26 protein-coding genes are annotated in these 24,681 nt (G+C 58.0%); 20 read left to right on the top strand and 6 right to left on the bottom strand.

Features of this window, described 5'->3' with window-relative positions:
* The first annotated feature begins 28 nt into the window (after positions 1 to 28).
* From GQF00_RS06335 to hisC, 6 genes are all read left to right on the top strand, one after another.
* Complete coding sequence (locus GQF00_RS06335) at positions 29 to 673, top strand: phospholipid-binding protein MlaC (protein ID WP_161318312.1); 645 nt, start codon at positions 29 to 31, stop codon at positions 671 to 673.
* A gap of 157 nt (positions 674 to 830) precedes the next feature.
* Complete coding sequence (locus GQF00_RS06330) at positions 831 to 1,085, top strand: BolA family protein (protein ID WP_161318311.1); 255 nt, start codon at positions 831 to 833, stop codon at positions 1,083 to 1,085.
* A gap of 40 nt (positions 1,086 to 1,125) precedes the next feature.
* The gene (gene murA / locus GQF00_RS06325) at positions 1,126 to 2,388 is read left to right on the top strand and encodes a UDP-N-acetylglucosamine 1-carboxyvinyltransferase (protein WP_161318310.1); all 1,263 of its coding nucleotides are present in this window, start codon (positions 1,126 to 1,128) and stop codon (positions 2,386 to 2,388) included.
* 14 nt (positions 2,389 to 2,402) lie between these two features.
* Positions 2,403 to 3,047: an ATP phosphoribosyltransferase gene (hisG, locus tag GQF00_RS06320; RefSeq protein ID WP_161318309.1), complete on the top strand. Its 645-nt coding sequence runs from the start codon at positions 2,403 to 2,405 to the stop codon at positions 3,045 to 3,047.
* A 219-nt stretch (positions 3,048 to 3,266) separates the two neighbouring features.
* Positions 3,267 to 4,577, top strand: coding sequence for a histidinol dehydrogenase (hisD, locus tag GQF00_RS06315; protein WP_161318308.1), 1,311 nt, complete (start codon positions 3,267 to 3,269; stop codon positions 4,575 to 4,577).
* Between the two features lie 17 nt (positions 4,578 to 4,594).
* Positions 4,595 to 5,683, top strand: a complete 1,089-nt coding sequence (hisC, locus tag GQF00_RS06310) for a histidinol-phosphate transaminase (RefSeq protein WP_161318307.1) — start codon at positions 4,595 to 4,597, stop codon at positions 5,681 to 5,683.
* Between the two features lie 280 nt (positions 5,684 to 5,963).
* On the opposite strand, the gene GQF00_RS06305 is transcribed toward hisC, so the two are convergent.
* On the bottom strand, positions 5,964 to 7,076 hold the full coding sequence (locus tag GQF00_RS06305; protein ID WP_202560402.1) for a trypsin-like peptidase domain-containing protein: 1,113 nt from the start codon (positions 7,074 to 7,076) through the stop codon (positions 5,964 to 5,966).
* Positions 7,077 to 7,253: 177 nt separating this feature from the next.
* Here GQF00_RS06305 and GQF00_RS06300 point away from each other — a divergent pair, with 177 nt between their 5' ends.
* Both GQF00_RS06300 and GQF00_RS06295 read left to right on the top strand, forming a co-directional pair.
* The gene (locus GQF00_RS06300; protein WP_161318306.1) at positions 7,254 to 8,009 is read left to right on the top strand and encodes a Nif3-like dinuclear metal center hexameric protein; all 756 of its coding nucleotides are present in this window, start codon (positions 7,254 to 7,256) and stop codon (positions 8,007 to 8,009) included.
* Positions 8,010 to 8,077: 68 nt separating this feature from the next.
* Positions 8,078 to 8,953: a diacylglycerol kinase family protein gene (locus GQF00_RS06295; protein ID WP_161318305.1), complete on the top strand. Its 876-nt coding sequence runs from the start codon at positions 8,078 to 8,080 to the stop codon at positions 8,951 to 8,953.
* A 193-nt stretch (positions 8,954 to 9,146) separates the two neighbouring features.
* Here GQF00_RS06295 and GQF00_RS06290 read toward each other — a convergent pair whose 3' ends face one another.
* On the bottom strand, positions 9,147 to 9,692 hold the full coding sequence (locus tag GQF00_RS06290; protein ID WP_161318304.1) for a YhcB family protein: 546 nt from the start codon (positions 9,690 to 9,692) through the stop codon (positions 9,147 to 9,149).
* A gap of 116 nt (positions 9,693 to 9,808) precedes the next feature.
* On the opposite strand from GQF00_RS06290, the gene GQF00_RS06285 reads away from it, so the two are divergent.
* From GQF00_RS06285 to GQF00_RS06265, 5 genes are all read left to right on the top strand, one after another.
* The gene (locus GQF00_RS06285; protein WP_161318303.1) at positions 9,809 to 10,441 is read left to right on the top strand and encodes an alpha/beta hydrolase; all 633 of its coding nucleotides are present in this window, start codon (positions 9,809 to 9,811) and stop codon (positions 10,439 to 10,441) included.
* Between the two features lie 67 nt (positions 10,442 to 10,508).
* A complete protein-coding gene (gene zapE / locus GQF00_RS06280) occupies positions 10,509 to 11,591 on the top strand; it encodes a cell division protein ZapE (RefSeq protein ID WP_161318302.1) in 1,083 nt (360 codons plus the stop codon).
* Positions 11,592 to 11,800: 209 nt separating this feature from the next.
* The gene (locus GQF00_RS06275; RefSeq protein WP_161318301.1) at positions 11,801 to 12,946 is read left to right on the top strand and encodes an acyl-CoA dehydrogenase family protein; all 1,146 of its coding nucleotides are present in this window, start codon (positions 11,801 to 11,803) and stop codon (positions 12,944 to 12,946) included.
* 265 nt (positions 12,947 to 13,211) lie between these two features.
* On the top strand, positions 13,212 to 14,480 hold the full coding sequence (locus GQF00_RS06270; protein WP_161318300.1) for an OmpP1/FadL family transporter: 1,269 nt from the start codon (positions 13,212 to 13,214) through the stop codon (positions 14,478 to 14,480).
* Between the two features lie 66 nt (positions 14,481 to 14,546).
* Positions 14,547 to 15,209, top strand: coding sequence for an outer membrane protein (locus tag GQF00_RS06265; RefSeq protein WP_161318299.1), 663 nt, complete (start codon positions 14,547 to 14,549; stop codon positions 15,207 to 15,209).
* Here the strand turns inward: GQF00_RS06265 and GQF00_RS06260 are convergent.
* The 4 genes from GQF00_RS06260 to GQF00_RS06245 form a co-directional block, all read right to left on the bottom strand.
* Complete coding sequence (locus GQF00_RS06260) at positions 15,202 to 15,909, bottom strand: SGNH/GDSL hydrolase family protein (RefSeq protein ID WP_161318298.1); 708 nt, start codon at positions 15,907 to 15,909, stop codon at positions 15,202 to 15,204. The two genes, GQF00_RS06265 and GQF00_RS06260, sit on opposite strands and share 8 nt — an antisense overlap.
* Positions 15,909 to 17,534 (bottom strand): NAD(P)/FAD-dependent oxidoreductase, encoded by a 1,626-nt coding sequence (locus GQF00_RS06255; RefSeq protein ID WP_161318297.1) that lies wholly within the window; start codon positions 17,532 to 17,534, stop codon positions 15,909 to 15,911. Before GQF00_RS06255 ends, GQF00_RS06260 begins: the two co-directional genes overlap by 1 nt.
* Positions 17,531 to 18,151, bottom strand: coding sequence for a TetR/AcrR family transcriptional regulator (locus GQF00_RS06250; protein ID WP_161318296.1), 621 nt, complete (start codon positions 18,149 to 18,151; stop codon positions 17,531 to 17,533). Before GQF00_RS06250 ends, GQF00_RS06255 begins: the two co-directional genes overlap by 4 nt.
* 414 nt (positions 18,152 to 18,565) lie before the next feature.
* Positions 18,566 to 19,603: an aldo/keto reductase gene (locus GQF00_RS06245; protein ID WP_161318295.1), complete on the bottom strand. Its 1,038-nt coding sequence runs from the start codon at positions 19,601 to 19,603 to the stop codon at positions 18,566 to 18,568.
* Positions 19,604 to 19,850: 247 nt separating this feature from the next.
* Here GQF00_RS06245 and rplM point away from each other — a divergent pair, with 247 nt between their 5' ends.
* The 7 genes from rplM to GQF00_RS06210 all read left to right on the top strand — a co-directional run bounded on the left by rplM (position 19,851) and on the right by GQF00_RS06210 (position 24,564).
* A complete protein-coding gene (gene rplM / locus GQF00_RS06240) occupies positions 19,851 to 20,279 on the top strand; it encodes a 50S ribosomal protein L13 (RefSeq protein ID WP_161318294.1) in 429 nt (142 codons plus the stop codon).
* Between the two features lie 13 nt (positions 20,280 to 20,292).
* Entirely contained in the window at positions 20,293 to 20,688 is a 396-nt protein-coding gene (gene rpsI, locus GQF00_RS06235; RefSeq protein WP_035231610.1) for a 30S ribosomal protein S9, read from the top strand.
* 214 nt (positions 20,689 to 20,902) lie between these two features.
* Positions 20,903 to 21,490, top strand: a complete 588-nt coding sequence (gene petA / locus GQF00_RS06230; protein ID WP_161318293.1) for a ubiquinol-cytochrome c reductase iron-sulfur subunit — start codon at positions 20,903 to 20,905, stop codon at positions 21,488 to 21,490.
* Between the two features lie 5 nt (positions 21,491 to 21,495).
* Positions 21,496 to 22,770: a cytochrome bc complex cytochrome b subunit gene (locus GQF00_RS06225; protein WP_237440425.1), complete on the top strand. Its 1,275-nt coding sequence runs from the start codon at positions 21,496 to 21,498 to the stop codon at positions 22,768 to 22,770.
* Positions 22,770 to 23,426 (top strand): cytochrome c1, encoded by a 657-nt coding sequence (locus GQF00_RS06220; RefSeq protein ID WP_161318291.1) that lies wholly within the window; start codon positions 22,770 to 22,772, stop codon positions 23,424 to 23,426. Before GQF00_RS06225 ends, GQF00_RS06220 begins: the two co-directional genes overlap by 1 nt.
* Before the next feature lie 95 nt (positions 23,427 to 23,521).
* On the top strand, positions 23,522 to 24,160 hold the full coding sequence (gene sspA / locus GQF00_RS06215; RefSeq protein ID WP_161318290.1) for a stringent starvation protein SspA: 639 nt from the start codon (positions 23,522 to 23,524) through the stop codon (positions 24,158 to 24,160).
* Positions 24,160 to 24,564, top strand: a complete 405-nt coding sequence (locus tag GQF00_RS06210) for a ClpXP protease specificity-enhancing factor (RefSeq protein ID WP_202560401.1) — start codon at positions 24,160 to 24,162, stop codon at positions 24,562 to 24,564. Before sspA ends, GQF00_RS06210 begins: the two co-directional genes overlap by 1 nt.
* Positions 24,565 to 24,681 lie beyond the last annotated feature (117 nt).

Raw genomic sequence — 24,681 nt, 5'->3', positions numbered from 1 at the left:
CCGCCGGATAATGACAGGGAGACACTGGATGCGAAAACAGCAATTATTTTCTTCAGCCATGGCGCTGATTCTTTTGGCCATGGCCGTTTTGGCGCAGGCCCAGTCCGATCCGAGGCAGGTAGTTATCGATGCTGTCGATCGCATGACTGCCCGCATCGATGCGGACCGTGAGCAGCTGAAAGCAGATCCGGATCTTGCCCGTGAGCTGGTTCGCGAGGAACTGGTGGATTTGGTGGACTTCAAGCGCATTACCCGCATGGTAATGGGCGACTACTTTGGTTCGTCCAGCAAGGAGCAGAAATACCGTTTTCTGGACGTGTTCAAGAACAGCCTGATTAATACCTATGCGTCCGGCATCACCCTTTATGAGGGGCAGCAGATCACTACCTTGCCCATGCAGGATGGTGATTTGCGCGGTGACTATGCACGGGTGCGCATGGAAATTCAGACCAATACCGGCAAGACGGTCCCCATTTTCTATACTCTGTTCTCCCGTGATGACCAATGGAAAGTGATCAATGTCTACGTGAATGGACTGGATCTTGCCGATACCTTCAAAAGTCAGTTTGCCCAGGGCATGGAGCAATATGGTGACATGGACAAGGTTATCGATAACTGGTCTGCCGACGCCAAGATTGATGCGGGGCTGAAGGACGACGCTGAAGGCGCCTGACGCCAGCGCCGTGGCAAGGCTGCGGCGCCTCGCGTATTATTGCGCCCCTGAGATGGAGCGAGCCGGAAAAGCGGGTGCTTTTGCGGCTCGCTCCTGTGCTGTTTGGGGTATGGTTCCCGCAAAAGCCCCATGGAAAGCCCCATAGTAAGGAGCGAACATGAATCCGGAAGAGGTAAAAGCGCTGGTGGAAGCCGGCTTTAGCGATGCCGATGTGGCCGTGGAAGGTGGCGGTGACCGTTTCCAGATTCGCGTGGTGTCAGATGCCTTCGAGGGTCTGATGCCGGTGAAGAAGCAGCAGCTGGTGTACGCCACCATCAACGAGCAAATCCAGAGCAATACCATCCACGCGGTCCAGATCATCACCTTTACCCCCGCCGAGTGGGAAAAAGCCCAGAAGATGGGGCTCGCCTGAGTTTACGTCAGGCCTTTAAAGACAAGCCTAGAGACAGTTCATGGATAAATTGATCATCACCGGAGGCCGCCGTCTTGATGGCGAAATCCGGATTTCCGGCGCCAAGAATGCCGCCTTGCCGATTATCGCCGCCACCCTGCTGGCGAGTGAGCCGGTGACCGTGGGTAACCTGCCACATCTTCAGGATGTGACCACGCTGATCGAGTTGCTGGGCCGCATGGGCGTGGAAGTGGTGATCGATGACCGCATGAACGTGGAGGTCAATGCCAGCACCATCAAGGAACTGGTTGCTCCCTACGAGCTGGTGAGGACCATGCGCGCCTCCATTCTGGTGCTGGGGCCCATGGTTGCCCATTTCGGCAAGGCGACAGTGTCCCTGCCGGGTGGCTGCGCCATTGGTTCCCGTCCGGTGGATATCCACCTCAGTGGCCTGGAAGCCATGGGCGCCGACATTGAAGTGGCCAACGGCTATGTGCATGCCTCCGTGGATGGCCGTCTCAAGGGCGCGCGGATCGTCATGGACACCGTTACGGTCACCGGCACCGAGAACCTGATGATGGCCGCAGCGCTGGCTGACGGTACCACTTACCTGGAAAACGCGGCCCGCGAACCGGAAGTGGTGGATCTGGCCAACTTCATCAATGCCATGGGCGGCAAGATCAGTGGCGCTGGCACCGACACCATCACTATTGAAGGGGTGGAGCGTCTGGGTAGCTGTCACCACCAGGTGATCGCCGACCGGATTGAGACCGGCACCTATCTGATTGCCGCCGCCATCACCGGTGGCCGCATCAAAACCAAGGATACCGTGCCCGGCATTCTCGATGCGGTGCTGCAGAAGTTGAAGGAAGCCGGCGCAAAAATCACCACCGGCGACGACTGGATCGAACTGGACATGGAAGGCCGCAGGCCCAAGGCGGTGTCCCTGCGTACCGCGCCGTATCCGGCCATGCCAACGGACATGCAGGCCCAGTTCATGGCCCTGAACCTGATTGCCGAAGGCACCGGGACCATTGTCGAAACCGTGTTCGAAAACCGCTTCATGCACGTTCAGGAAATGAACCGTATGGGGTCGGATATCGAAGTGCAGGGCAATACCGCTATCTGCCGCGGGGTTGAGCAGCTCACCGGCGCGCCGGTGATGGCCACCGACCTGCGGGCGTCAGCGTCATTGGTGATTGCTGCGTTGGCGGCGGAAGGGGAAACCACCGTAGATCGCATCTACCACATTGATCGCGGTTACGAATGTATTGAAGAAAAACTGCAATCGCTGGGCGCGGTCATTCGCCGCGTACCGCGCTAGGTCTGGCCGAGATTATGTCGCAGAAACCGTTGACCATTGCCCTCTCCAAAGGGCGCATTCTCAAGGAAACCCTGCCGCTGTTGAAGGCGGCCGGGATCGAACTGCTGGAAGATCCGTCTGCCTCGCGCAAGCTGATCTTCGACACCACCCGGGACGACGTGAAGATCATCATCATCCGCGCCACCGATGTGCCACCCTACGTGCAGCACGGCGCCGCAGATATCGGTGTGGCCGGCAAGGATGTGTTGATGGAGCATGGTGGCGATGGGGTGTTCGAGCCGCTGGACCTGAACATCGCCCGCTGCAAACTGATGGTTGCCGCCGTGAACGATGCGCCGGAAGTGGGCGGGCGTTTGCGCGTAGCCACCAAGTTTGTGAACGTGGCCAAGGCCTACTTCGCCGAGCAGGGCAAACAGGCGGAAGTCATCAAGCTTTACGGCGCCATGGAGCTGGCCCCGCTGGTGGGACTGGCAGATCGTATTGTCGATATCGTGGATACCGGTAATACCCTGCGCGCCAATGGCCTGGAGCCCACCGAGCTGATCGCCCATATCTCTACCCGCGTGGTCGTCAATCGCGCCAGTATGAAAACCCGCCATGCGGATATCCAGTCCATCCTGGACAAGCTGGCCGAGGCGGTGGCGTCACGAAAAGGCTAGTAGTTAATTGATAATTGAGAATGGAAAATTGATAACGACGCGATTGGCGGAGGAATGAAGCCGAAAGCTGGAATGGCTCCCCAACCCCGACCGCTTACCCATGCCGTTGAGAGCAATATGCGGGGTGGGGCGCTATCAATTCTCAATTATCCATTATCAATTCCCTGTGCCCTCTGTGGTAAAACTAGATTTTGATTCTGACTTTTACGGTACCCGACCATGGAAACCACCTGGCTCAATACCCAAGACGCTGACTTCGATGCGCAGCTTGCCGCGCTGACCGCCTGGTCTGAGGAGCGCGATGCGGAAGTGGCCGAGCGGGTGCATGGCATTGTCCGCGATGTGGCTCGTCGTGGTGATTCGGCCCTGGTGGAATACACCGTCAAATTTGATCGCCGGGAGATTGCCGCTGCGGCAGATCTGGTGGTTGGCCCTGAGCAGTTGCAGGCAGCGCTGGCGAGGATCCCGGCGGAGCAGCGCGAAGCGCTGGAAGCGGCAGCCGAACGGGTGCGCAGCTACCACGAAAAACAGAAGCAGGACTCCTGGAGTTACCGGGAGGCCGACGGCACGCTTTTGGGGCAGCAAGTTACCCCGCTGGATCGCGCCGGCATTTATGTACCCGGTGGTAAAGCGGCCTATCCCAGTTCCGTTTTGATGAATGCCTTGCCGGCCAAGGTGGCGGGCGTAGCAGAAATCATCATGGTGTCTCCGGCCCCGGGCGGAGAATTGAACGACATGGTGCTGGCGGCGGCGGCGATTGCCGGCGTGGATCGTTTTGTTTCCGTTGGCGGAGCCCAAGCCGTGGCCGCGCTGGCCTACGGCACTGAAACCGTGCCGGCGGTGGACAAGATTGTCGGCCCCGGCAATATATTTGTGGCGGAAGCCAAGCGTCAGGTTTTTGGCAAGGTGGGCATCGACATGATCGCCGGGCCGTCAGAGATTCTGGTGATCTGTGATGGCAAGACGGATCCGGACTGGATCGCCATGGACCTGTTTTCCCAGGCAGAACATGACGAGGAAGCCCAGGCGATTCTGTTGTGCCCGGATGCGGATTATCTCAAGCAAGTCGAAGCCTCCATGGAAAAACTGGCGGTGACATTGGAGCGGGAAACCATCATTCGCACCTCCATGAAGAACCGTGGCGCCCTGATCCAGGTGAAGGATCTGGACGAGGCCATCGAGATCGCCAACACCATTGCGTCCGAACACCTGGAATTGTCCATCGACAATGCCGAGGAATGGGCGAAAAAGATCCGTCATGCGGGCGCGATTTTCCTGGGGCGTCATACCCCGGAAGCCTTGGGTGATTACTGTGCGGGTCCCAACCATGTGCTGCCCACCAGTGCCACTGCGCGCTTTTCTTCACCCCTGGGCGTGTACGATTTTCAGAAGCGCAGTTCCTTGATCGGTTGCTCTCCGCAAGGCGCCAGTACCCTGGCGGCCATCGCCTCGCCGCTGGCGCGCGGAGAAAGCCTCACCGCCCATGCGCGTAGTGCAGAATACAGAATCAACAAGACGTCAGAAGTCTGACGTCGGATGACAAGACTATGAGCAAATACTGGAGTGATTTTGTTCATCAGCTGGAGCCCTATGTGCCGGGCGAGCAGCCGAAGATGAGCAAGCTTGTGAAGCTGAATACCAACGAGCACCCGCTTGGCCCGTCGCCAAAGGTGCTTGAGGTAATTCGTGGTGAGGCGGACGAACGTCTGCGCCTGTATCCGGATCCGGACAGTAGTCAGCTCAAGGATGCGATTGCGGCTTACTATTCTGAAAAAGGATATGGCGTCACGCGCGAGCAGGTTTTTGTTGGTAACGGCTCCGATGAGGTACTGGCTCATCTTTTCCTGGGTTTCTTCAAACAGGACAAGCCACTGTTGTTTCCTGACATTACCTACAGCTTCTACAAGGTGTATTGCGGTCTGTATCAGATCGACTATGAGCCTGTGCCGCTGGATGGCGATCTGGCCATCGCGGTGGATGATTATCTCAAGCCCAACGGCGGCATTATTTTCCCCAACCCCAATGCACCCACAGGACGCCTGCTCCCTCTGGCCGAGATTGAGCGTTTGCTGCAGGCCAATACCGAATCCCTGGTAGTGGTGGACGAAGCCTATATCGATTTCGCAGAAAAAAAGAGCGGGGGTGAGAGTGCCATTTCGCTGGTGAACCAGTATCCGAATTTGCTGGTAACCCAGACCCTGTCCAAGTCCCGCTCACTGGCAGGCCTGCGCATCGGCCTGGCGGTGGGGGATGCGGCCTTGATTGATGGCCTTAATCGTATCAAGGACAGCTTCAATTCCTATCCGCTGGATCGCATTGCCATTGCCGCCGGTGCGGCGGCGTTTGAAGATGTTGAGTGGTTCGAGAAAGGCTGCGAGCTGGTGATCAGTCAGCGTGACTGGCTGAACGGGCAACTGACACAGCGAGGGTTTGACAACCTGCCGTCTGCCGCCAACTTTATCTTCACTCGCCATCCGCAACACAGTGGCGAAAGCCTGGCCAAAGGCCTGCGCGAACAGGGCGTCATCGTACGTCACTTTGGCAAACCGGCACGTATCGCCGACCACCTGCGGATTACCGTGGGCACGCCTGAGCAAAACCAGGCGCTGATCGCAGCGCTGGATACGCTGCTGTAGAGGTGTTGCTGCGGCAGGACTTGCCTGCAGGCGCGAACCGGGACTTGGCGAGGTGTTGGAGCGTGAGTTTCAAGTAACGAGTTTCGAAAGGCAAAACACATCCGCGCGTCGTTGGTTAAGCTTCTCGAAACTTTTTTCCTCGCTTTGGCTCGGATCGCCTGCAGGCAGGCTCCTACGGCCAGGTATTGCTTGCGTTAGGGTGAAAAAAGCCCGCCCGGGAATTCCGGGGCGGGCTTTTTTTCAAGGCGATCCGCGTAAAGCGTGTTGCGTGCCGCCTCTCTTATTCCGTCTCCGCCGGTGGACGGGTGCCGATTATCACGTCCACGTTCATGGGCTGGCGGTTGCGGATGATGTTGAGGGTGACTTGCTGATCCGGCTTCATGCCGGCAATGCGGTTCATGGCTTCATAGCCGTCCTTCATGGCGTCATCGTTGACGCCCACCAGCACATCGCCGGGCTGCAGACCACCCTTGTGGGCGGGGCTATCCACCACCACGGCAGTGACCACGCCGCCGCGCACATCATCGATGCCAAAGGTGTCTGCCAGGGAGGGAGTCATGTCCTGCACCGTTACGCCCAGGTACCCGCGGATAACCCGGCCGTGTTCGATCAGGTCGGTCATCACTTCGCTGGCGATGGACGCAGGGGTGGCGAAGCCAATGCCCTGCCAGCTGCCGTCCGCAGAGAGGATGGCGGTATTGATGCCGATCAGATGGCCATTAGTGTCGATCAGTGCGCCGCCGGAGTTCCCCCGGTTGATGGCCGCATCGGTCTGGATAAAGTTTTCAAAAGTGGCGATACCCAGGTGGCTGCGACCGGTGGCGCTGACGATGCCCATGGATACAGTCTGGCCCACGCCGAGAGGATTGCCGATGGCTAGCACCACATCCCCTACCTGCACCGGACCATTGCCGTTGAGTTCCACTTCAGGCAGGTCTTCCAGGGCAATGTGGAGTAGCGCCAGGTCGGTTTCCGGATCGGTGCCGACTACCCGGGCCGGGCTGTCACGGCCGTCGCGCAGGGCCACCAGGATTTCGTCTGCATCGCGGATCACATGGTAACTGGTGAGAATGTAGCCGGCGTCGTCCACGATCACCCCGGAGCCCAGGCTGCTCAAAGCCCGCTCGCGGCGAGGCTGCTCCATGAAACGATTGAACAGGGGCGCCTCGGCGTCGTCATCAGGCGTTACGATCTGGGTGGTATAGATATTCACCACGGCGGGGGCGGCATGGTTCACGGCACCGGCATAGCTGGCCACGCCGGTATCGTGGCGGGCAGGTTTGGCACTGGGGCCCCACTCGTACCACCACAGTACGGCCAGCCCCACGGCCAGACCGGCAAGAATTGGGCCGGCAAAAAAACGTATCACTCTGACCACCGAAAATGCCCCCATTAGGTATGCGGTAACCGATTGTCCGGCCCGGGCTGAGCGGTGTGGGCAGCCGGTTGGCGAGACAAGTGCAGGCCCGGGTAGGTAAACTGCGCGCATAGTAGGGCCTGTGGCAGTGAAATTCTACCGCCTCGGCGGTGACCCGGCCCCCACTTTCCAGAATATTGCCCGGTAGGTGTCATGCTAAAGCGCGATTACATGCTGTCTCTGATCGATCAGGAACTGGCCACGGACCGTTTCCAGGATTACTGCCCCAACGGCCTCCAGGTGGAAGGTCGAGAGCAAATTCGCCGGGTGGTCAGTGGTGTTACCGCCTGTCAGGCCCTGATTGATGCCGCAATTGTGGAAGAAGCGGATGCCATCCTGGTACATCACGGCTACTTCTGGAAAGGGGAAAACCCCCAGATCCGGGGCATGAAGAAGCAGCGCTTGCAGACACTGCTGCGCCACGATATCAATCTGTTTGCCTATCACCTGCCGCTGGATGCTCACCCGACTCTGGGCAATAACGCCCAGCTGGCACGCCGTCTGGGGTTTGTCACCGAGGGAGGGCTGGATGATTCACCCAATCCGATCGGTAATGTGGGCCGTCTGGACAGCCCCATGACTGCGGAAGAGTTCTGTTCCCAGGCCGAGGCTGTGCTGGGGAGAACCCCTTTGCACGTTGGGGATCCCGGTGATGAGATTGAAACCATCGCCTGGTGTACGGGTGGCGCCCAGGGATTCATTGAAAAGGCGCAGCTCAAGGGCGTTGATGCCTATCTGAGTGGGGAGATCTCCGAGCCAACCACCCATTTTGCCAGGGAAACCGGTATTCACTACTTCGCCTGTGGTCATCACGCCACCGAGCGGTACGGCGCCATGGCGCTGGGTCAGTGGCTCAGCGAACACTACGGTATTGAACACATCTTTATCGACATCGATAACCCGGCCTAGACCTGCAGCGCGTGATAGATGCGCACACAGGCCAAGACCTGACGCAGTACGAGGATTTCCTTGCGGTCATGAATATCACAGTTATCTATAACCCGGCGGCAGGGGGCGGCCGGGAGGCGTTGCTTTGCCGTTTTGTGGCGGAACTGGAGCGCCTTGAGGCGCGGGTACGGTTGTATTACACCACCGGTCCCAACGACGCGACCCGCTATTTGCAGTCCCTGGACGATCAGGGGGATTGCGTGGTGGCGGTGGGTGGCGACGGCACCACCAATGAAGTGTTGAACGGTCTGGCCCCGGACGTGGCCATGGGAGTGTTCGCCACCGGCACGGCCAATGTGCTGGCGAAAGAACTGGGTCTGCCGAAAAAGCCGGAAGCCGCTGCGCGCGTGGTGGTTCAGGGCAAGAGTGTCCCGGTCACGCCGGCGCGTCTGAACGGGCGGCGCTTTATCATGATGTGCGGTATCGGTTACGACGCCTGGGTGGTCAATGGTGTTGACCTTTCGATCAAGGAACGTTTCGGCAAGTTGGCCTATGTGCTGGCCATGCTGGGACAGATCCGTCGCTATGGCGAGCGCCATTATCGATTGACCGTGGATGGCCGGCCGCTGGATTGTTTCTCCGCGATCATCACCAACGGCAAGCACTACGGCGGCAGTTTTGTGCTCAGTCGCGAGGCCAATATTCTTCGCCCCCAGGTGCAGGTATTGCTGTTTCAGAAGCCCGGAGTGCGTTTCCTGCTGCGCTGCCTCACTGCGTTGCTGTTTGGGCGCATGGAGAAGGTGGATGGCGTAGCCAGCCTGCGTGCCCAGAAAGTAACGATCAAATGCGAGGCCGCCGAGGAGCCGATCCAGGCGGATGGCGACCCCGCCGGGATGCTGCCCGCAGAGATTCTGGTGGATGAACTGGCGGTGCCGGTCCGTGTGCCGGAAACCTTCCTTCCATGATGAGAGGGGGCCGGCCTGAAGCTGTGCCCGTGAGACCATGGGGCGCAAAGGAAAGCTCGCAGGCCTGGGGTTCATTGCGGGCATGGATTCTGGCGATTGGTCACAGGTCTTGCTGTGATTGTGAGGTGGAAAAAAACGGAAATGGCTTGGCAGCATTTCCGTTTCTGGTTTTGATCTTTGAGGTCCGGCGTCCTCAGAGGTTCTGTTTCTTGTCCTCTCCCGGCGGACAGCCCTGATCGTCACAGCCTTCGGCATAGTCCCGGGGAGGCTCCACGATGGATTCCGGGGCGGGAGGGGGCTCCACATCCACGGGCTCGAACGGGCCCTCAACCTTGTTGTTGCGCAGACCGAAATCTTCCGCCAGGGTGCCGCCCTTGGCGCTGGGGGCATAATCGAGGGGGGGAGAAACCGGGTTGGAGTTTTCCCGGTTCGATGCTGAATCCAGTGATTTTGCCACCGCACGTTTGCGGCCGCCTTCGGAGCAGAGAGCCTGGGCGCCACGGGACAGATGCTCGTGAACAGTGCGATAGGCCTGGGTCATGTCATTGACCAGTTCTGCGGTGTGCAGGAAGTGGTCGTCCACCTGCTCGCGATAATGATTCAGCGCCTGACGGGCTTCGTCCCGATCCCTGATCAACTGGCCGGCCTGACGCCGCGCCGGTAACAGCCAGAATAGCAGGCCCGCTCCAACGATTACGCCGGCAGCAAAGCTCAGCACCCCGGTTGTCAGCATATCCATGGCATACTCCTGTACAATGTCGCCAGAGCGTGGCGACAAACTTGAGGCTATTGCAGCACAGAGCAGAGTGGCCGCCAAGGGTATAACACGTAACAATTTTTCGACGGAGGTAGTCGATGGCAGCCCAACGTGAGCAGCTGGCAGGGCCTGCGGGCCGATTGGAAGCCGTGATCGAGCAGGGGAGCGATGCCCCCGGGTTCATCGCCATCGTCTGTCACCCGCATCCTCTGTTTGGTGGCACCATGGATAACAAGGTGGTCACCACCCTGACCCGACTGGTCCGCGACAAAGGCGGAGTCGTGGTGCGCTTCAACTTCCGCGGTGTGGGAGAAAGCCAGGGCGCCTACAGCGACGGTATCGGCGAAGCCGAAGACCTGCTGGCGGTGCACAGCTGGTTGCGTCAGCAATGGCCGCAATTGCCGCTTTGGCTCGCGGGCTTCTCCTTTGGCAGTTTTGTGGCGGCCCGCGGCGCGGAAATCCTGAATGCCAACGGCGAACCGGTTAACAACCTTTTGTTGGTGGCCCCGCCTGTGCATCATTATCCTTTCGCCGATATCGAGAGCACAGGTTGCCCGGTGACAGTGGTGCAGGGAGAAGATGATGAAGTGGTGCCCGCCGACCAGGTGTTCCAGTGGGCCGCCGCGACGCCATTGCAGCCGGATTTGATCCGTTTTCCCGAGTGTGGCCATTTCTTTCATGGTCGACTGGTGGAACTCAAGGAAGCCGCAGCCAGCCATTTGCCGGGCTGATGCCACGATTGCCTTCCCCTTTTCCCGGCGCTACATTGGCGCGCTTACCTCAGCCGTTCAGATACCTATGACTCCTCTTGAGCAATACAAGGCAGACCTTCAGCGGGACGATTTTTTCCAGGACGCGGCCCAGTTAAGGGCAGTGGAAGCGCTGGATAGCCTCTATCACCGTTTGCTGGAAGAACCCGCAAAGGGAGGCTTGTTCGGACGTTTTCGCAAGCCGCAGCCGCAGATGGGGCTGTACATGTGGGGCGGTGTAGGGCGCGGCAAGACCTACCTGATGGATGTGTTCTTTGAGGCGCTGCCTTTTGATCAGAAGCGTCGTATGCACTTCCATCGCTTCATGCAGAAGGTGCACCGGGAGATGCGCGAGCGCCAGGGGGAAAAGAATCCCCTCATCAGTATCGCTCGCAAGTTTGCCTCTCAGGCCCGGGTGCTGTGTTTTGATGAATTCTTTGTCACCGACATCACCGATGCCATGATTCTCGCCGGTTTGATGGGGGAATTATTCGCCAACGGGGTGACTCTGGTAGCTACCTCCAATATCGAACCGGATGGCTTGTACAGGGACGGCCTGCAACGGGCTCGCTTCCTGCCCGCCATTGATCTGCTCAAGCAGCATACCCAGGTGCTCAATGTGGATGGTGGCACCGATTACCGACTGCGTTTGCTGGAGCAGGCTGAGTTGTATCATTGCCCGCTGGGAGAGGTGGCCGATGCCTTTATGCGCGAGCGCTTCCAAACCCTGGAACCGGATCATTCCCGCCATCGCGAGTCCTGTAATGTGCTGATCGAAGGGCGCAAGATTCCCGCTATTCAATGCGCAGATGATGTTGTCTGGTTCGATTTCAAGGCGCTCTGCGATGGACCCCGCAGCCAGACCGACTACATCGAGATTGCCCGGGAGTTTCATACCGTGCTGGTCAGTAATGTGGAACAGATGAGTGCCAGCAAGGATGACATGGCAAGGCGCTTCATCAACATGGTCGATGAATTCTACGACCGGGCCGTGAAACTGGTGGTTAGCGCCGAAGCCCCCATTGAAGATATCTACGCAGGAGGGAGGCTGGATTTTGAATTCGAGCGCACCCGCTCCCGCCTGCAGGAAATGCAGTCATCGGAATACCTGGGGCGGGAGCACCGCGCCTGATTCGCCCTGGCGGGAAGCGCGGTGGCGTTTTTCGCCCGCTAATCGTTGGCGTGCCGTTCACGAATATTGGCCGGATTTCTCAGCCCCTCCAGGCGGTGAACATTTCGGTCATTGCCCGATGGCCGTGTAAGTGAACATCATGGGGCATTCTGTGCCCCGGCCATTTCCGGTTTTGGGGCGGCTCCCATAACACGAGACCGGAGAGATTCATGATTCCCCGTACGCTGTTCAGTTCCGACCACGAAACCTTCCGCGATACCGTTCGCAAGTTCCTGGAAGCCGAAGCGGTTCCCCATAATGAAGAGTGGGAAAAGCAGGGCGTTGTGCCCCGCGAAGTCTGGCTGAAGGCTGGCGAGCAGGGCTTCCTGTGCCCCATGGTGAAAGAACAGTACGGCGGCATTGAGGCCGATTTCCTGTACAGCGTAGTGATTAACGAAGAGATTTCCCGTCTGGGCCTGACCGGCATTGGCTGGGGTCTGCATACCGAAATCGTGGCGCCTTACATCCAGAACAACGGCAGCGAATTTCTCAAGGAAAAGTACCTGCCCAAGATGGTCACCGGTGAGTGCATCGGTGCCATCGCCATGACCGAACCGGGTGCCGGTTCTGACCTGCAGGGCGTCAAGACCACTGCCGTGAAGCAGGGCGACCACTATGTGCTGAACGGTTCCAAAACCTTCATCACCAACGGCCAGAACGCCGACATCGTGATTGTGGTGGCCAAGACCGACCCGAGCAAGGGTGCCAAGGGCATCAGCCTGTTTGTTGTCGAAACTGATTCCGAAGGCTTCGAGAAAGGCACCAACCTGAAGAAGGTGGGCATGAAGGCCCAGGATACCTCCGAGCTGTTCTTCCAGGACGTGAAAGTGCCGGCAGAGAATCTGCTGGGTGAAGAAGGCATGGGCTTTATCTATCTGATGAAGGAACTGCCCCAGGAGCGTTTGGGTATCTCCATTGGTGGTCTGGCCATGGCCGAGTCCGCTCTCGAGCAGACCATCCAGTACGTGAAAGAGCGCAAGGCCTTCGGCAAGTCCATTGCCGATTTCCAGAACACCCAGTTCAAGATCGCAGAAATGCACACCAAGCTGGAAGTGGCACGTTGCTATGTTGATCGCTGTCTGGAACTGCATCTGAAAGAAGAGCTGGATATCCCTACAGCGGCCGCTGGTAAGTACTACATCACTGACCTGCAGTGCGAAGTGATTGACGAGTGTCTGCAGCTGCACGGTGGTTACGGTTACATGTGGGAATATCCGATCGCCCGCATGTTCGCTGACTCCCGAGTACAGCGTATCTACGGCGGCACCAACGAGATCATGAAGACCATTATTGCCAAGGCAGTACTGGCCGACTGATCCCGGGTTCTGCGCTAATAAAAAGGGCTGCCCTCGGGCGGCCCTTTTTTTTTGTATTGTGCCGTGGTTTCCGGTTTCCCCGTTTCTCTTCCTTTGACCTCCTGACACCCGTTGATAACGCTGTCGCGCTTTTACAAAAAATTGCTTTTTTGATGAAAACGATAGGCATAGTCTGGGAAATGACCGTTTGTTGACGGTTTTTTATACAAATGAGCCGTTTGGCTCTGCGTGTTTGAGTCGTTTCTGGAGATCAGGGAGAGTCACAATGAAAAGAACTCATGCAAAAAAACTGCTTGGTGCGGCTGTGTGTCTGGCATCCGGACAGGTGCTGGCAACCGGTTTTGCTGTCAGTGAGCAGTCCGTGTCTGCCCAAGGGACCGCCTTTGCGGGCGCTGCGGCGCTTAGCGAAAATGCTTCCAACCAGTGGTATAACCCGGCCACCCTGGCGGGCATGAAGAAAACGGATCTTACTGCTGCGGTGCAGTATCTGATGGTGGATACCTCGTTCAAAACCCAGGGGGCTTCCGGTCCTGGTGATTTTGAGGATCTTGACCCGGTGGTTGGCAGCGCCTTCCTTGCTCTTCCGCTCAGCGACAGCATGACATTTGGCCTGGGCATCAGCGCTCCGTTTGGGACCAAGATCGAGTACGAAGACAATTGGGGGAATGTGGCGGCTGACCCATTGGCTCCGTTGTCGCCGACCACCGGTGATCGTTACGCCACCATGTCCGATCTCAAGACCTATAACATCAATCCTGCACTGGGCATCCAGATCACGGACAGTCTCAATGTGGGCGTGGGCCTGAGCTATCAACGACTCGAAGCAGATATCGAAAGCAGTTTTACCCGACTGGAGGGGGATGATGATTCCTATGGTTGGAACATCGGCCTGACCTTTGACGCCGATGACAACAACCACTTTGGTCTGGCCTATCGCTCCGCAGTGGAATACGACATCGATGGGGATATCACGTTCTCCCCGCTGCCTCTGGTTGCACAGGGGCTGCCGTTGCCCACGGCAACTGCCCTGGCTGGGAAATACAGCGGAAAAACCTCGATTGACCTGCCCGCCTCTGCGCAATTCTCTTACGTCGGTGATCTGTCCGATAGCACCCAGTTGCTGTTCGGCGTTGAATGGATGGAGTGGAGTGATCTCGACAAACTGGTCATTGAGCACGAGGGCGCGCCTATTCCCAGCCCGGTAGTTCAGGAGTTCGGTTGGGGTAACACCACCCGCTACTCTGCGGGTGTGCGTCACACCTTGGCCAGCGACACCGTGCTGCGTTTTGGTGTCTACCAGGAAGATTCCACCCAAAGCAGCGAGAACCGTTCGCCTACCTCTCCGGATTCTGACAAGACCGGGGTTTCCATTGGCGCGGGGTTCAAGCCGGCAGAAAACATGGATATCGACCTGGTTTATACGCATATCTTTGTGGATGATGCAGAAACCAATCTGGTTGAACGGGGTCAGCTGACGGGGGATTTCGAGCTGGAAGCTGACGTGATCGGTGCCCAGATGAGCTACCGCTTCTGATTTTTATCGATTGACGTGCTATAAGAAAGCGAGCCTGTGGGGCTCGCTTTTTTTATGAGGAATAAAATGAAAAAAACCGTGTTGTCTGCCGTTTTGTTGTCTTCGCTGCCACTGTCTGCTCTGGCGGAAATTCCCAATAGCTATCGCGCTGAACGCTGGGAAGGCAGTTTTCGTGTGCTGGGGCTGCAAGGCCATACGGTGACCGGCGAGCGTGGGTCCAGTGCCGACATCACGGATGATGTAGGGTTTGGTTTTGATATGGCTTATAACCGGGATGAACATCTCTCCCTGGGTTTCGCGCTGGAATGGCTGGAGACGGATTTCCGCTCTGATACCACATCCGATTCCAACGGCAGTTTTGATGGCCGGGGTGAGCTGGAAATGACCACCATGAACCTTAATGGCACCTGGCATTTCCTTGACAAGGCCTTGACCCCCTACGTGCACGGCGCAGTGGGTGCCACCTACCTGGATACCAACGTGGCGACCGGCCCCTCCGTACCGGTGTGCTGGTACGACCCTTGGTGGGGCTATTACTGTGGTTTGGATACGCCTACGCTTTCTGACACGGTGTTCAGCTATGAAGCGGGTGCTGGCGTGCGACTGGACATGAATGACAATGCGTTCCTGCGGGCTGGTTACAGCCAGCAGTGGCTGGATGTGGATCGTGGTGTGGGAACGGTAGATCAGGGTTTGTGGCGTTTCAGCATAGGTATGCTGTTTAACTGAACAGTTGCGCGTTCAGGGCCACTGCCATGGCCTGATACCCCGTGGCGCTGGGGTGGTAGCCGTCTTCTGCCAACAGGGACGGATCATCCAGTGGTGGGTAGCCAAGATGACAAACGCCGGGAGTGGTTGCTGCCAGCCTGTGTTGTTGGTCATCCAGCAGGCGCGCGCGCCAACCGAGGATCTGCCGCAGTGGCGCGGGCAAAGCGCTGAAACGATGCATGGGCGGTACGGCCAGCAGGTAGATAGTGGCTTCGGGACGCTGGTTTCTTAGCAGGGCGATCAGCTGTTCAAGTTGCCGGTAGTATTGCCTGCGAGGGGTCAGCCCGGTGGTGTCGTTGACACCCATGCTGACGAAGACCGCATCGCAGTCGGGCAGCGTTGAGGTGCCCAGCTTTTCAATCAGCCCCGCCATGCGGATGCCATTGGTGCCAAGGGTCTGCCAGGTCGCCTTGCCGGTTCTCCTGGCAAGCTGTTTGGCCAGCTGGCTGGCCAGACCTTGCTGGTGATCCGTGACGCCGACCCCCGCCGCAGTGGATTCTCCAATCACCAGTAGCCGGAAGCCTTGAAGGCCACTGCCCCATTCCCCGCTGCTGTCTCCGCTTGCCTCAGGCAGGCGCAGGGTGGTGCGACGGGTGTAAGCCGCCAGCGGGACAATGGCCGGGCTCAGGGCTGCCACGGTGAGCCAGAAGGGAACGTGCATCAGCCCACAAACATCTTCTTGGCCAGTGGCAGGCTTTTCACTCCGCCCACGGCGATGGTGGTCAGCAGGCCACCAATCATTGCGCCCACAACACCACAGGTCATGATGTCCTGGCCGGTGAGATAGAGGCCTGGAATGCGGGTTTTGGGCTTCAGCCAATCCTGTTCGAAGCGCTCCGGGGTGTGGTCAAGGCCGTAGATCTCCCCCGTGCTGTAGCGGCAGAAATAGTCCGTGGAGAGGGGGGTGGACAGTTCGTAGTAATCCACCTTGCCGCGCAGGTGTGGCATCTTTTCATAGAGCTTTTCCAGCAGCCGCTGGGCATAGGCTTCCTTCTTGGCCTCGTAGTCGTCTCCGCGCTTGCCCCAGGGCTTGTCGGCCCAGTCTTCATACCACTCGAACGGGCCGGGGGCGACGATCTCGATGGTGGCGCGGCCGGGATAGCGCTCGGCAAAGCTGGGGTCCTTGGCGGAGGGGAAGGAGATATACGTGAGAGGTATCTCCTGTTTTTCCGGATCTTTCAGAAACGCCTCCACCTGTTGGCTATGGTTACTGCCGGGGTAGATCCAGAAGTTGGTCTTGGGCAGTTGCAGGTTTTCTGCGCTGTCCTCAATGCCGATATAAAGACAAACGCTGGCCATGGAGCGTTGCACCTGGCCCAGTTTCATCTGGTAGAAATCCTTGTGCGGCGCGCCTTCCGGTAACAGCTGGCCAAAGGTGTTGAAGACGCCGGCATTGCTGATGATGGCCGGTGCATGGATCTCCTGGCCATCGGCCATGCGCACGCCGGTGGCCTTGCCGTTGTCGAGCAGGATTTCTTTCACGTCGGCGTAGGTAAAGACCTCGCCGCCGCCCTGCTGGATCACCGGAATAATGGTCTTGGCCATTTCCGAGGCACCGCCGATGGGGTAATAGCCGCCGTAGAGGTAGTGACGGGCGATCAGGGCGTGGATGATAAAGCTGGACTCGCTGGGTACCAGGCCGTTGTCCCCCCACTGGCCGGTCAGGGCTGCGATCAGTTCCTGATTGTCGGTAAGGCTTTCCAGCACGGTCTGGGTGGTTTGATTGAGAAAAGCCGGTGCCTTGCGGCGGGCCAGGTGGCGGAAGGGACCGGCCAGCAGCCTGGGCAGCACCTTTGCCAGGGTGACTCCGGGCATGGCCTTGGCGACCTGGCCAAGATAGTCCAGATAGGTGTCGATGGCCTGCTCTTCGCCGGGGAATGCGTTTTTCAGGTTGTCGGCGAAGGCCTTGGGGCCGGCCACCAGATCAATCTTGCGATCGCCGATAAACAGCCGGTCGTAATGATCGTCCATGGCGGCCCACTGCAGCTGGCTGTCGGTCACATAGTCGAACAACCGGCGAGCCATGGTGTGTTTGGCGCCCATGTCGCCGATGTAATGCACGCCCACATCCCATTCATAGCCGTTACGGTCGTAGCTGTGGGTAAAGCCGCCGGCAGTGTAGTGCTGTTCCAGGACCAGGACTTTCTTGCCCAGCTTGCTGAGGCAGGCGGCAGCAGTGAGGCCGCCGATGCCGGAACCAATCACGATGGTGTCATAGGGGCCGTTCAGTCGATTGGCGCGGTAGCGGCGGCCGACACGGATGGTGCTGGGTTGGGGGCTGCTCATGGGGTGTCCTCGTTGTTCTGTGAATGCGTGTGGGCGACGGCACCGTCCAGCAGCAGGCTGGTCACGCCCTCGGCAAGATGCGGTTCGGCATCGGCGGAAGGCAGATGGCCATCGATGGTCAGTTGTGACAGGCCATGAACCAGGGACCAGGCAGTGGCGGTCATCAGATTCAGTGGCAACGATTTGAGATAGCCGCACAGGCGGCCAGCAGCAATGGTGTCTTCCAGTATCTGGAAAGCGCTCTTGCCCGCCTCGTCCAGACGTGGATGCACCCCAAGGGGTAACACCCGGCCACCAAACATTAACCGATAGAGGTTAGGCTCATCCTGGGCGAAGCTCACGTAGGCGAGGCCGATGCCGATCAATGCCTGGCGGGGATCGCGCTGGTCGACCTCCTGCAGGCGCTGGCGAAGCCCTTCAAAGCCGTTGATGGCCAGCTCGGCCAGCAGGCTTTCCCGGTCGGTGAAATGGCGATATAGCGCCGGGGCACTGACTCCGATCTGCTTGGCCAGCGCACGCAGGCTGATGGCGCTGTCGCCATGCTCGCGCAAAATGGCCATTGCTTGCGCGTGAGCCTGCTGCTGCAGATCGCCGTGATGGTATGCAGTGCGTGCCATGTTGATCCGTTGTTTAAGTTAACGGTGTTAACATTGGCATGGTGGGAGCCTTGCCGTCAAGCGCTTGATATAGAGCTGCTGTGTGGGCTGAGCCGCTCTGGCACCTTGGTCGAAGCCGCTGTAGGAACGCAGCGCAGCGAAGTAACGCACGGAGTGCGGCCCGAAGGGTGAGCGAAGCGAATAACTTGCCTGCAAGCGATCCGAGCCTTGGCGAGGAATGAGTTTCGAAAGGCAAAACCGGATGCATGGAGAGCTGTGTGGGTTTTGAGTTTCGAGAAGGGCTTTTGGAATCATTGCCTCGCTTAGGCTCGGATCGCTTGCAGGCAAGCTCCCACAGCAGGTTCTGGCGAGGGTTTTGCCGACGCAAAAAAGGCCCGCCCGGATTACCGGGCGGGCCTTCTTGCGTCAGGCGTCTCAAGGCGCCGGATACGGGAAGCGGGTATGGATGGCGTCCAGGGCCTTCTCCAGGTCCCTGTCCCAGCCCAGATTTACGCTCTTCAGGTTTTCCTCCAGCTGTTCAAGGCTGGTGGCGCCAATAATGTTACTGGTCACGAAGGGGCGTGAGGTGACGAATTGCAGGGCCAGCTGGGTGAGGCTGATGCCGCGCTCCTGTGCCAGCTGATAATACGCCTCAGTGGCCGCGATGGCCTGAGGATTGGTATAGCGGGCAAACTGCTTGAACAGGGTCAGCCGTGCTTTCTCTGGCCAGGTGTCGTGGCGGTACTTGCCGGTGAGCATGCCGAAGGCCAGCGGGGAATAGGCCAGCAGACCCACATCTTCCCGGTGGCTGATTTCTGACAGGCCCACCTCATAACTGCGATTAAGCAGGGAATAGGGGTTCTGCACGCTGACAGGGCGGGGCAAACCGATTTTCTCGGCTTCGTGAATAAAGGTCATCAGGCCCCAGGGGGTCTCATTGGACAGCCCCCAGTGGCGGATTTTGCCGGCATCCACCAGTTTCTTCAGACCGGCCACGGTCTCGCTGATGGCTATTCCGTCTTCGCCGTCCCGGTGCTTGTAGCCCAGGCGGCCAAAGAAATTGGTGGTGCGCTCCGGCCAGTGCAACTGGTAGAGGTCGATCACATCGGTCTGCAGCCGCTTGAGGCTGCCCTCTACAGCACCCTGCAGGCTGGCGGCGCTGAATCGCGGGCCGCCGCGGATGTGGTTGACGTATTCGCCGGGTCCGGCGGCCTTGGTGGCCAGAATGATCTTGTCCCGATTGCCGGTTTTGGCAAACCAGTCACCGATGATGGTTTCGGTGCGAAAAGAGGTTTCCGGACTGGCAGGCACCGCGTACATTTCTGCGGTATCAAAAAAGTTGATGCCCTGATCCAGCGCCATATCCATTTGGGCATGGCCTTCTTCGGCAGTGTTCTGGCTGCCCCAGGTCATGGTGCCCAGGCAGAGGCTGCTCACGTTCAGGTCGGTACGACCCAGACGGCGGTATTCCATGTTTCGCTCCTGTTTTACAGTGAGGGTCATTATGCGCGATGATGGCGCCCAATCTGATCACGGCACCTGCCTGCCCACAAGGGCGAATCAGGTCCTGGTTATAGTCGAGAGCGTCAATACAACAAATCCCCCTTTACTGCTTGTGTTCTTTGGGGGGCTTGGGTAGAATTCGCGCTCTCTTGCCCGGCGGAACAGACGCCGGCGGGTGTTTGCTACCCGTAACATATTGATTTTAGGGCAGAATTCCATGAAGACCTACAGCGCAAAACCGGAAAGCGTAAAGCGCGACTGGTATGTGGTAGACGCCTCCGGCAAAACGCTGGGTCGGTTGGCGACCGAAGTCGCAAGCCGTCTGCGCGGTAAGCACAAGCCGGAGTACACTCCACACGTCGACACCGGTGATTACATTGTTGTAATCAATGCCGAGAAAGTTACCGTTACCGGTAACAAGGCAAACGACAAGATGTACTACCGTCACACCGGTTACCCGGGTGGCCTGAAAGAAGCCAACTTCGCGACTCTGCAGGCCGAGAAGCCTGAGATGATCATTGAGAAGGCTGTAAAGGGCATGTTGCCGCGTAACCCGCTGGGTCGCGACATGTACCGCAAACTGAAAGTCTACGCTGGCGCCGAGCATCCTCATACTGCTCAGCAGCCTCAGCAGCTCGACATTTAAGGGGTTTTAGACGATGGCAACTGTAGAAACCAACTACGGCACCGGTCGCCGCAAGACCTCTTCCGCGCGCGTTTTCCTGCGTGCCGGCAGCGGCAAGATCACCGTTAATGGTCGCCCGCTGGACGTATACTTCGGTCGCAAGACCAACCAGATGGTTGTTCGTCAGCCGCTGGAGCTGGTTGAAGCCACTGACAAGTTTGATGTGCTGGTTACCGTTAGCGGTGGCGGCAACAACGGTCAGGCTGGCGCCATCCGTCACGGTATTACCCGTGCGCTGATGGAGTATGACGGTGAGCTGCGTGGCCAGCTGCGTCGTGCCGGCTATGTGACTCGTGATGCTCGTGAAGTGGAACGTAAGAAGGTTGGTCTGCGTAAGGCGCGTCGTCGTCCGCAGTTCTCCAAGCGTTGATACTTCCGGTCAACAGGTTCACAAAAAAGCCCAGCAATGCTGGGCTTTTTTGTGTCTAAATCAGGTGTTTAGGGTTTGTGGGCGCGGAATAACCGGTTGTCAGGTGTGGGCTTTTTCTTTACCATTTGCGCCGCCTTACTCCGCCCGTAGCACGAGGATGAGCCTCGTGTCCCGGACAAACCCCGAGCGTGGGATCTGAGGGGAGAATAACTCAATGAGCAACGACGGCGTAAACAGCAGCCGCCGCACGTTTTTAATCGGCCTGACCTCGGCAATTGGTGCTGCAGGTGCGGTCGGTGTGGCTGTTCCATTCGTAAAATCCTGGCAACCCAGTGCCAAGGCCAAGAATGCCGGTGCACCGGTCAAGATTGATATTGGCAAACTGGAAGCTGGCCAGCGTGTAGTCGAGGAATGGCGAGGTCAGCCTATCTGGGTTGTGCGTCGTACCGAAGACATGCTGGGCACTCTGCCCAAGCTGGATGAGAACCTTCGTGACCCGCATTCCGAAGCGGATCAGCAGCCGGAATATGCCCGGAACGAATGGCGTTCCATCAAGAAAGAGTATCTGGTGCTGGTGGGTACCTGTACCCACCTGGGTTGCTCTCCCTTGTTCGAGCAGCAGCCTACTGTGGAACTGGAATTCGGTGGCTTCTTCTGCCCCTGTCACGGTTCCAAATTCGACCTGGCTGGCCGTGTTTACAAGAGCGTGCCGGCGCCGACCAACCTGGTGGTTCCGCCTCACTCTTATCTGAGCGAATCCGTCGTCATCGTCGGTTCTGAAGAAGGGGAGACCAAGGCATGATGGGAATGGTGAATCGCGTTGTCGATTGGGTGGATGCTCGTCTGCCCGTGGTTGACGCCTACAAGCGTCACATGTCCGAGTACTATGCGCCGAAGAACTTCAATTTCTGGTACTACTTCGGGGTGCTCTCCATTGTAGTACTGGTAAACCAGCTGCTCACCGGCATCTGGCTGACCATGTTCTTCTCCCCGAATGAAGGCTTCGCTTCCGTTGAATACATCATGCGTGATGTGGAATGGGGCTGGCTGATCCGTTACATGCACGCTGTGGGCGCGTCTGCGTTCTTTGCGGTGGTGTACCTCCACATGTTCCGTGGTCTCATGTATGGCTCCTACAAGCCGCCGCGTGAGCTGGTGTGGATTTTCGGTATGCTGATCTACCTGGCGTTGATGGCGGAAGGTTTCCTGGGTTACGTGCTGCCCTGGGGCAACATGTCCTACTGGGGCGCCCAGGTAATCATCTCTCTGGCGGGTGCGATCCCGTTTGAACTGCTGCCGGGTATCAGCCCTGCGGATGCCAAGGAAATCGGCGAAGGCCTGACAACTTGGGTGCGTGGTGATTACCTGCTTTCCACCGCTACCGTGAACAAGTTCTTTGCGCTGCACGTTGTCGCAATCCCGATCGTGCTGCTGGCCCTGGTTGTGCTGCATATTCTGGCGCTGCACGAAGTGGGCTCCAACAATCCGGACGGTGTGGAAATCAAGAAGAACAAGGATGAAAACGGTATTCCGGTTGACGGCATCCCGTTCCACCCTTACTACACTGTGAAGGATCTGCCGGGCGTGATCGTCTTCCTGATGATCTTTGCCGTGGTGATCTTCTTCTTCCCGGATGGTGGCGGTTACCTGCTGGAGAAGCCGAACTTCGAGCCGGCCAATCCGCTGAAGACCCCTGACCATATTGCGCCGGTCTGGTACTACGGCCCGTACTACGCCATGCTGCGTGCTACAACCATTGACTTCATCATGTCTTCCAAGGCCTGGGGTCTGGTTGCCATGGGTGGTGCCATCGTGATCCTGTTCGTGATTCCGTGGCTGGATCGTCACCCTGTGAAATCCATCCGTTACCGTGGTATCTGGAGTAAGGTGTTCATGGCGATCTTTGTTCTGGACTTCCTGATGTTGGGCTACTTCGGTACCCAGCCGGCCACGCCGGGCAAAACCATGATGGCGCAGTTCGGCACGATTTATTACTTCAGCTATTTCCTGCTGATCATGCCGTTCGTGCATAAATTCGAAAAATCCAAGCCGGTTCCGGAACGGGTAACGGGGGGACACTGATGAAGAAACTAGCGGTTATTCTTTTCAGCTGCCTGCCGTTGGTCGCGTTTGCGGCTGGCGGTGGTCACAACGAGTACGTGGTCAAGGCCCCTGTCAACCTGCAGGACAAGGTTAGCCTGCAGAACGGTGCCAAGCTGTTCGTTAACTACTGCATGGGCTGTCACAGCCTGCAGTACATGCGCTACAGCCGCATGGCCGAGGATCTGGAGATTTCCGAAGAGCTGGTCATGGCGAATCTGAACTTTGCCACCGAGAAGTTCGGTGATCAGATGCAGAATGCCATGCCGGAAGGTCCTGCCAAGAAATGGTTTGGGGTGGCTCCGCCGGATCTGACCATGGTGACTCGCCTGCGTGACTCCGATTGGGTGTATTCTTACCTGATCAACTTCTATGAAGATGAGTCTCGTCCGTTCGGTTACAACAACCATGTGTTCCCGAATGTGGGTATGCCCCATGTGATGGCGGGCGTGGAAGCTGAGCTGGGCGAAGCGGAGTTCAAGGAAGCCATGGGTGATATCACCAACTTCCTGACCTATACCGCTGAGCCGGTGCGTCCGGAGCGCGAGCGCCTGGGTGTCTATGTGCTGGTGTTCCTGGGCATCCTTCTGATCCCGGCTTACCTGCTCAAGAAAGAATACTGGAAAGACGTACACTGATTCGTCAGTAACGTTCCTTTCCAGCGATGAACAGGGTACCCGCGCAAGCGGTTACCCTGTTTCTGTTATAGATCACAAGTGGAGATGACTCGACAATGGGTGTGGTGACCAAGCGTTCCTCAATGACTTTTTTCTCTTCCCCGGAAGATCATTACAGCCACCGTGTGCGTATTGTGCTGGCGGAGAAAGGGGTCACGGTAGACATTGTTGATGTGGACAGTAACAACAAGCCGGAAGATCTGGCGTCACTGAATCCATACAACGAAGTACCCACTCTGGTCGACCGTGAGCTGACCCTGTTTCAGTCTGCGGTGATCATGGAGTACCTGGATGAGCGTTTTCCGCATCCGCCACTGCTGCCGGTTTACCCGGTGGCCCGTGCCCAGAGCCGTCTGTTGATTCACCGTATCGAACGTGACTGGTGTGGTCATGTGGACGCGATTCTGGCGGGTGAAGAGAAGGAAGCGAGCCTGACCAAGCGTCGCAAAGAGCTGCGTGAGGCCATCCTGGCCTGCGCGCCCATCTTCAGTGAGTTGCCGTACTTCATGAGCGAAGAGTTCACCCTGGTGGATTGTGTGGTGGGTCCGATTCTGTGGCGGTTGCCGGTCCTGGGGATCGAGCTGCCGGCCAAGCAGGCCAAGCCGTTGCTGGACTACGCTGAGCGTCTGTTCGACCGTGATGCCTTCCAGGCCAGCCTGACTGACGCTGAACGTGAACTGCGCAACCCGCTCTGATGGCTGAAATGACCTCCAATCGCCCGTATCTGATACGGGCGATTCATGAGTGGATCTGCGATAACGGATTGACGACGCATCTGGCGGTCAATGCGATTTATCCCGGTGTGGAAGTGCCGCAGGACTTTGTCCAGGACGGACAGATTGTTCTGAACATTGCTCCCCGCGCAGTGACCAACTTTGCCGCCGGTAATGACGAGATTGCTTTTTCTGCCCGGTTTGGCGGGGTGCCCATGACCATTCGGGTGCCAGTAAACGCCGTGGTAGCGATTTTTGCCCGCGAGAATGGCCAAGGCATGGCTTTCGACCCGGTAGAGCCGCCAGAGCCGCCGACAACCCCGCCGGAACCCGAGAAGAAAGATGAGGGCAAAGGTAAGGTGAGTCACTTGAAGGTGGTGAAATAAAAAAACCGGCGAGAGCCGGTTTTTTTATTTCTGAGCTACGAGCTACGAGCTACGAGCTACGAGCTACGAGCTACGAGCTACGAGCTACGAGCTACGAGCTACGAGCTACAAGCTACA

The organism is Alcanivorax sp. DP30 (assembly GCF_009882945.1).
In the GTDB taxonomy this organism is placed as follows: Bacteria; Pseudomonadota; Gammaproteobacteria; order Pseudomonadales; family Alcanivoracaceae; genus Alcanivorax.
Note: the sequence above shows the minus strand (reverse complement) of the source record. Positions and strands in the feature narration are given on the sequence as shown.

Excerpts from the sequence above, each read along its gene's own strand:
- GQF00_RS06335 (WP_161318312.1), top strand. The coding sequence starts at position 29 with ATGCGAAAACAGCAATTATTTTCTTCAGCCATGGCGCTGATTCTTTTG.
- GQF00_RS06330 (WP_161318311.1), top strand. The coding sequence starts at position 831 with ATGAATCCGGAAGAGGTAAAAGCGCTGGTGGAAGCCGGCTTTAGCGAT.
- murA (WP_161318310.1), top strand. The coding sequence starts at position 1,126 with ATGGATAAATTGATCATCACCGGAGGCCGCCGTCTTGATGGCGAAATC.
- hisG (WP_161318309.1), top strand. The coding sequence starts at position 2,403 with ATGTCGCAGAAACCGTTGACCATTGCCCTCTCCAAAGGGCGCATTCTC.
- hisD (WP_161318308.1), top strand. The coding sequence starts at position 3,267 with ATGGAAACCACCTGGCTCAATACCCAAGACGCTGACTTCGATGCGCAG.
- hisC (WP_161318307.1), top strand. The coding sequence starts at position 4,595 with ATGAGCAAATACTGGAGTGATTTTGTTCATCAGCTGGAGCCCTATGTG.
- GQF00_RS06305 (WP_202560402.1), bottom strand. The coding sequence starts at position 7,076 with ATGGGGGCATTTTCGGTGGTCAGAGTGATACGTTTTTTTGCCGGCCCA.
- GQF00_RS06300 (WP_161318306.1), top strand. The coding sequence starts at position 7,254 with ATGCTAAAGCGCGATTACATGCTGTCTCTGATCGATCAGGAACTGGCC.
- GQF00_RS06295 (WP_161318305.1), top strand. The coding sequence starts at position 8,078 with ATGAATATCACAGTTATCTATAACCCGGCGGCAGGGGGCGGCCGGGAG.
- GQF00_RS06290 (WP_161318304.1), bottom strand. The coding sequence starts at position 9,692 with ATGGATATGCTGACAACCGGGGTGCTGAGCTTTGCTGCCGGCGTAATC.
- GQF00_RS06285 (WP_161318303.1), top strand. The coding sequence starts at position 9,809 with ATGGCAGCCCAACGTGAGCAGCTGGCAGGGCCTGCGGGCCGATTGGAA.
- zapE (WP_161318302.1), top strand. The coding sequence starts at position 10,509 with ATGACTCCTCTTGAGCAATACAAGGCAGACCTTCAGCGGGACGATTTT.
- GQF00_RS06275 (WP_161318301.1), top strand. The coding sequence starts at position 11,801 with ATGATTCCCCGTACGCTGTTCAGTTCCGACCACGAAACCTTCCGCGAT.
- GQF00_RS06270 (WP_161318300.1), top strand. The coding sequence starts at position 13,212 with ATGAAAAGAACTCATGCAAAAAAACTGCTTGGTGCGGCTGTGTGTCTG.
- GQF00_RS06265 (WP_161318299.1), top strand. The coding sequence starts at position 14,547 with ATGAAAAAAACCGTGTTGTCTGCCGTTTTGTTGTCTTCGCTGCCACTG.
- GQF00_RS06260 (WP_161318298.1), bottom strand. The coding sequence starts at position 15,909 with ATGCACGTTCCCTTCTGGCTCACCGTGGCAGCCCTGAGCCCGGCCATT.
- GQF00_RS06255 (WP_161318297.1), bottom strand. The coding sequence starts at position 17,534 with ATGAGCAGCCCCCAACCCAGCACCATCCGTGTCGGCCGCCGCTACCGC.
- GQF00_RS06250 (WP_161318296.1), bottom strand. The coding sequence starts at position 18,151 with ATGGCACGCACTGCATACCATCACGGCGATCTGCAGCAGCAGGCTCAC.
- GQF00_RS06245 (WP_161318295.1), bottom strand. The coding sequence starts at position 19,603 with ATGGAATACCGCCGTCTGGGTCGTACCGACCTGAACGTGAGCAGCCTC.
- rplM (WP_161318294.1), top strand. The coding sequence starts at position 19,851 with ATGAAGACCTACAGCGCAAAACCGGAAAGCGTAAAGCGCGACTGGTAT.
- rpsI (WP_035231610.1), top strand. The coding sequence starts at position 20,293 with ATGGCAACTGTAGAAACCAACTACGGCACCGGTCGCCGCAAGACCTCT.
- petA (WP_161318293.1), top strand. The coding sequence starts at position 20,903 with ATGAGCAACGACGGCGTAAACAGCAGCCGCCGCACGTTTTTAATCGGC.
- GQF00_RS06225 (WP_237440425.1), top strand. The coding sequence starts at position 21,496 with ATGGTGAATCGCGTTGTCGATTGGGTGGATGCTCGTCTGCCCGTGGTT.
- GQF00_RS06220 (WP_161318291.1), top strand. The coding sequence starts at position 22,770 with ATGAAGAAACTAGCGGTTATTCTTTTCAGCTGCCTGCCGTTGGTCGCG.
- sspA (WP_161318290.1), top strand. The coding sequence starts at position 23,522 with ATGGGTGTGGTGACCAAGCGTTCCTCAATGACTTTTTTCTCTTCCCCG.
- GQF00_RS06210 (WP_202560401.1), top strand. The coding sequence starts at position 24,160 with ATGGCTGAAATGACCTCCAATCGCCCGTATCTGATACGGGCGATTCAT.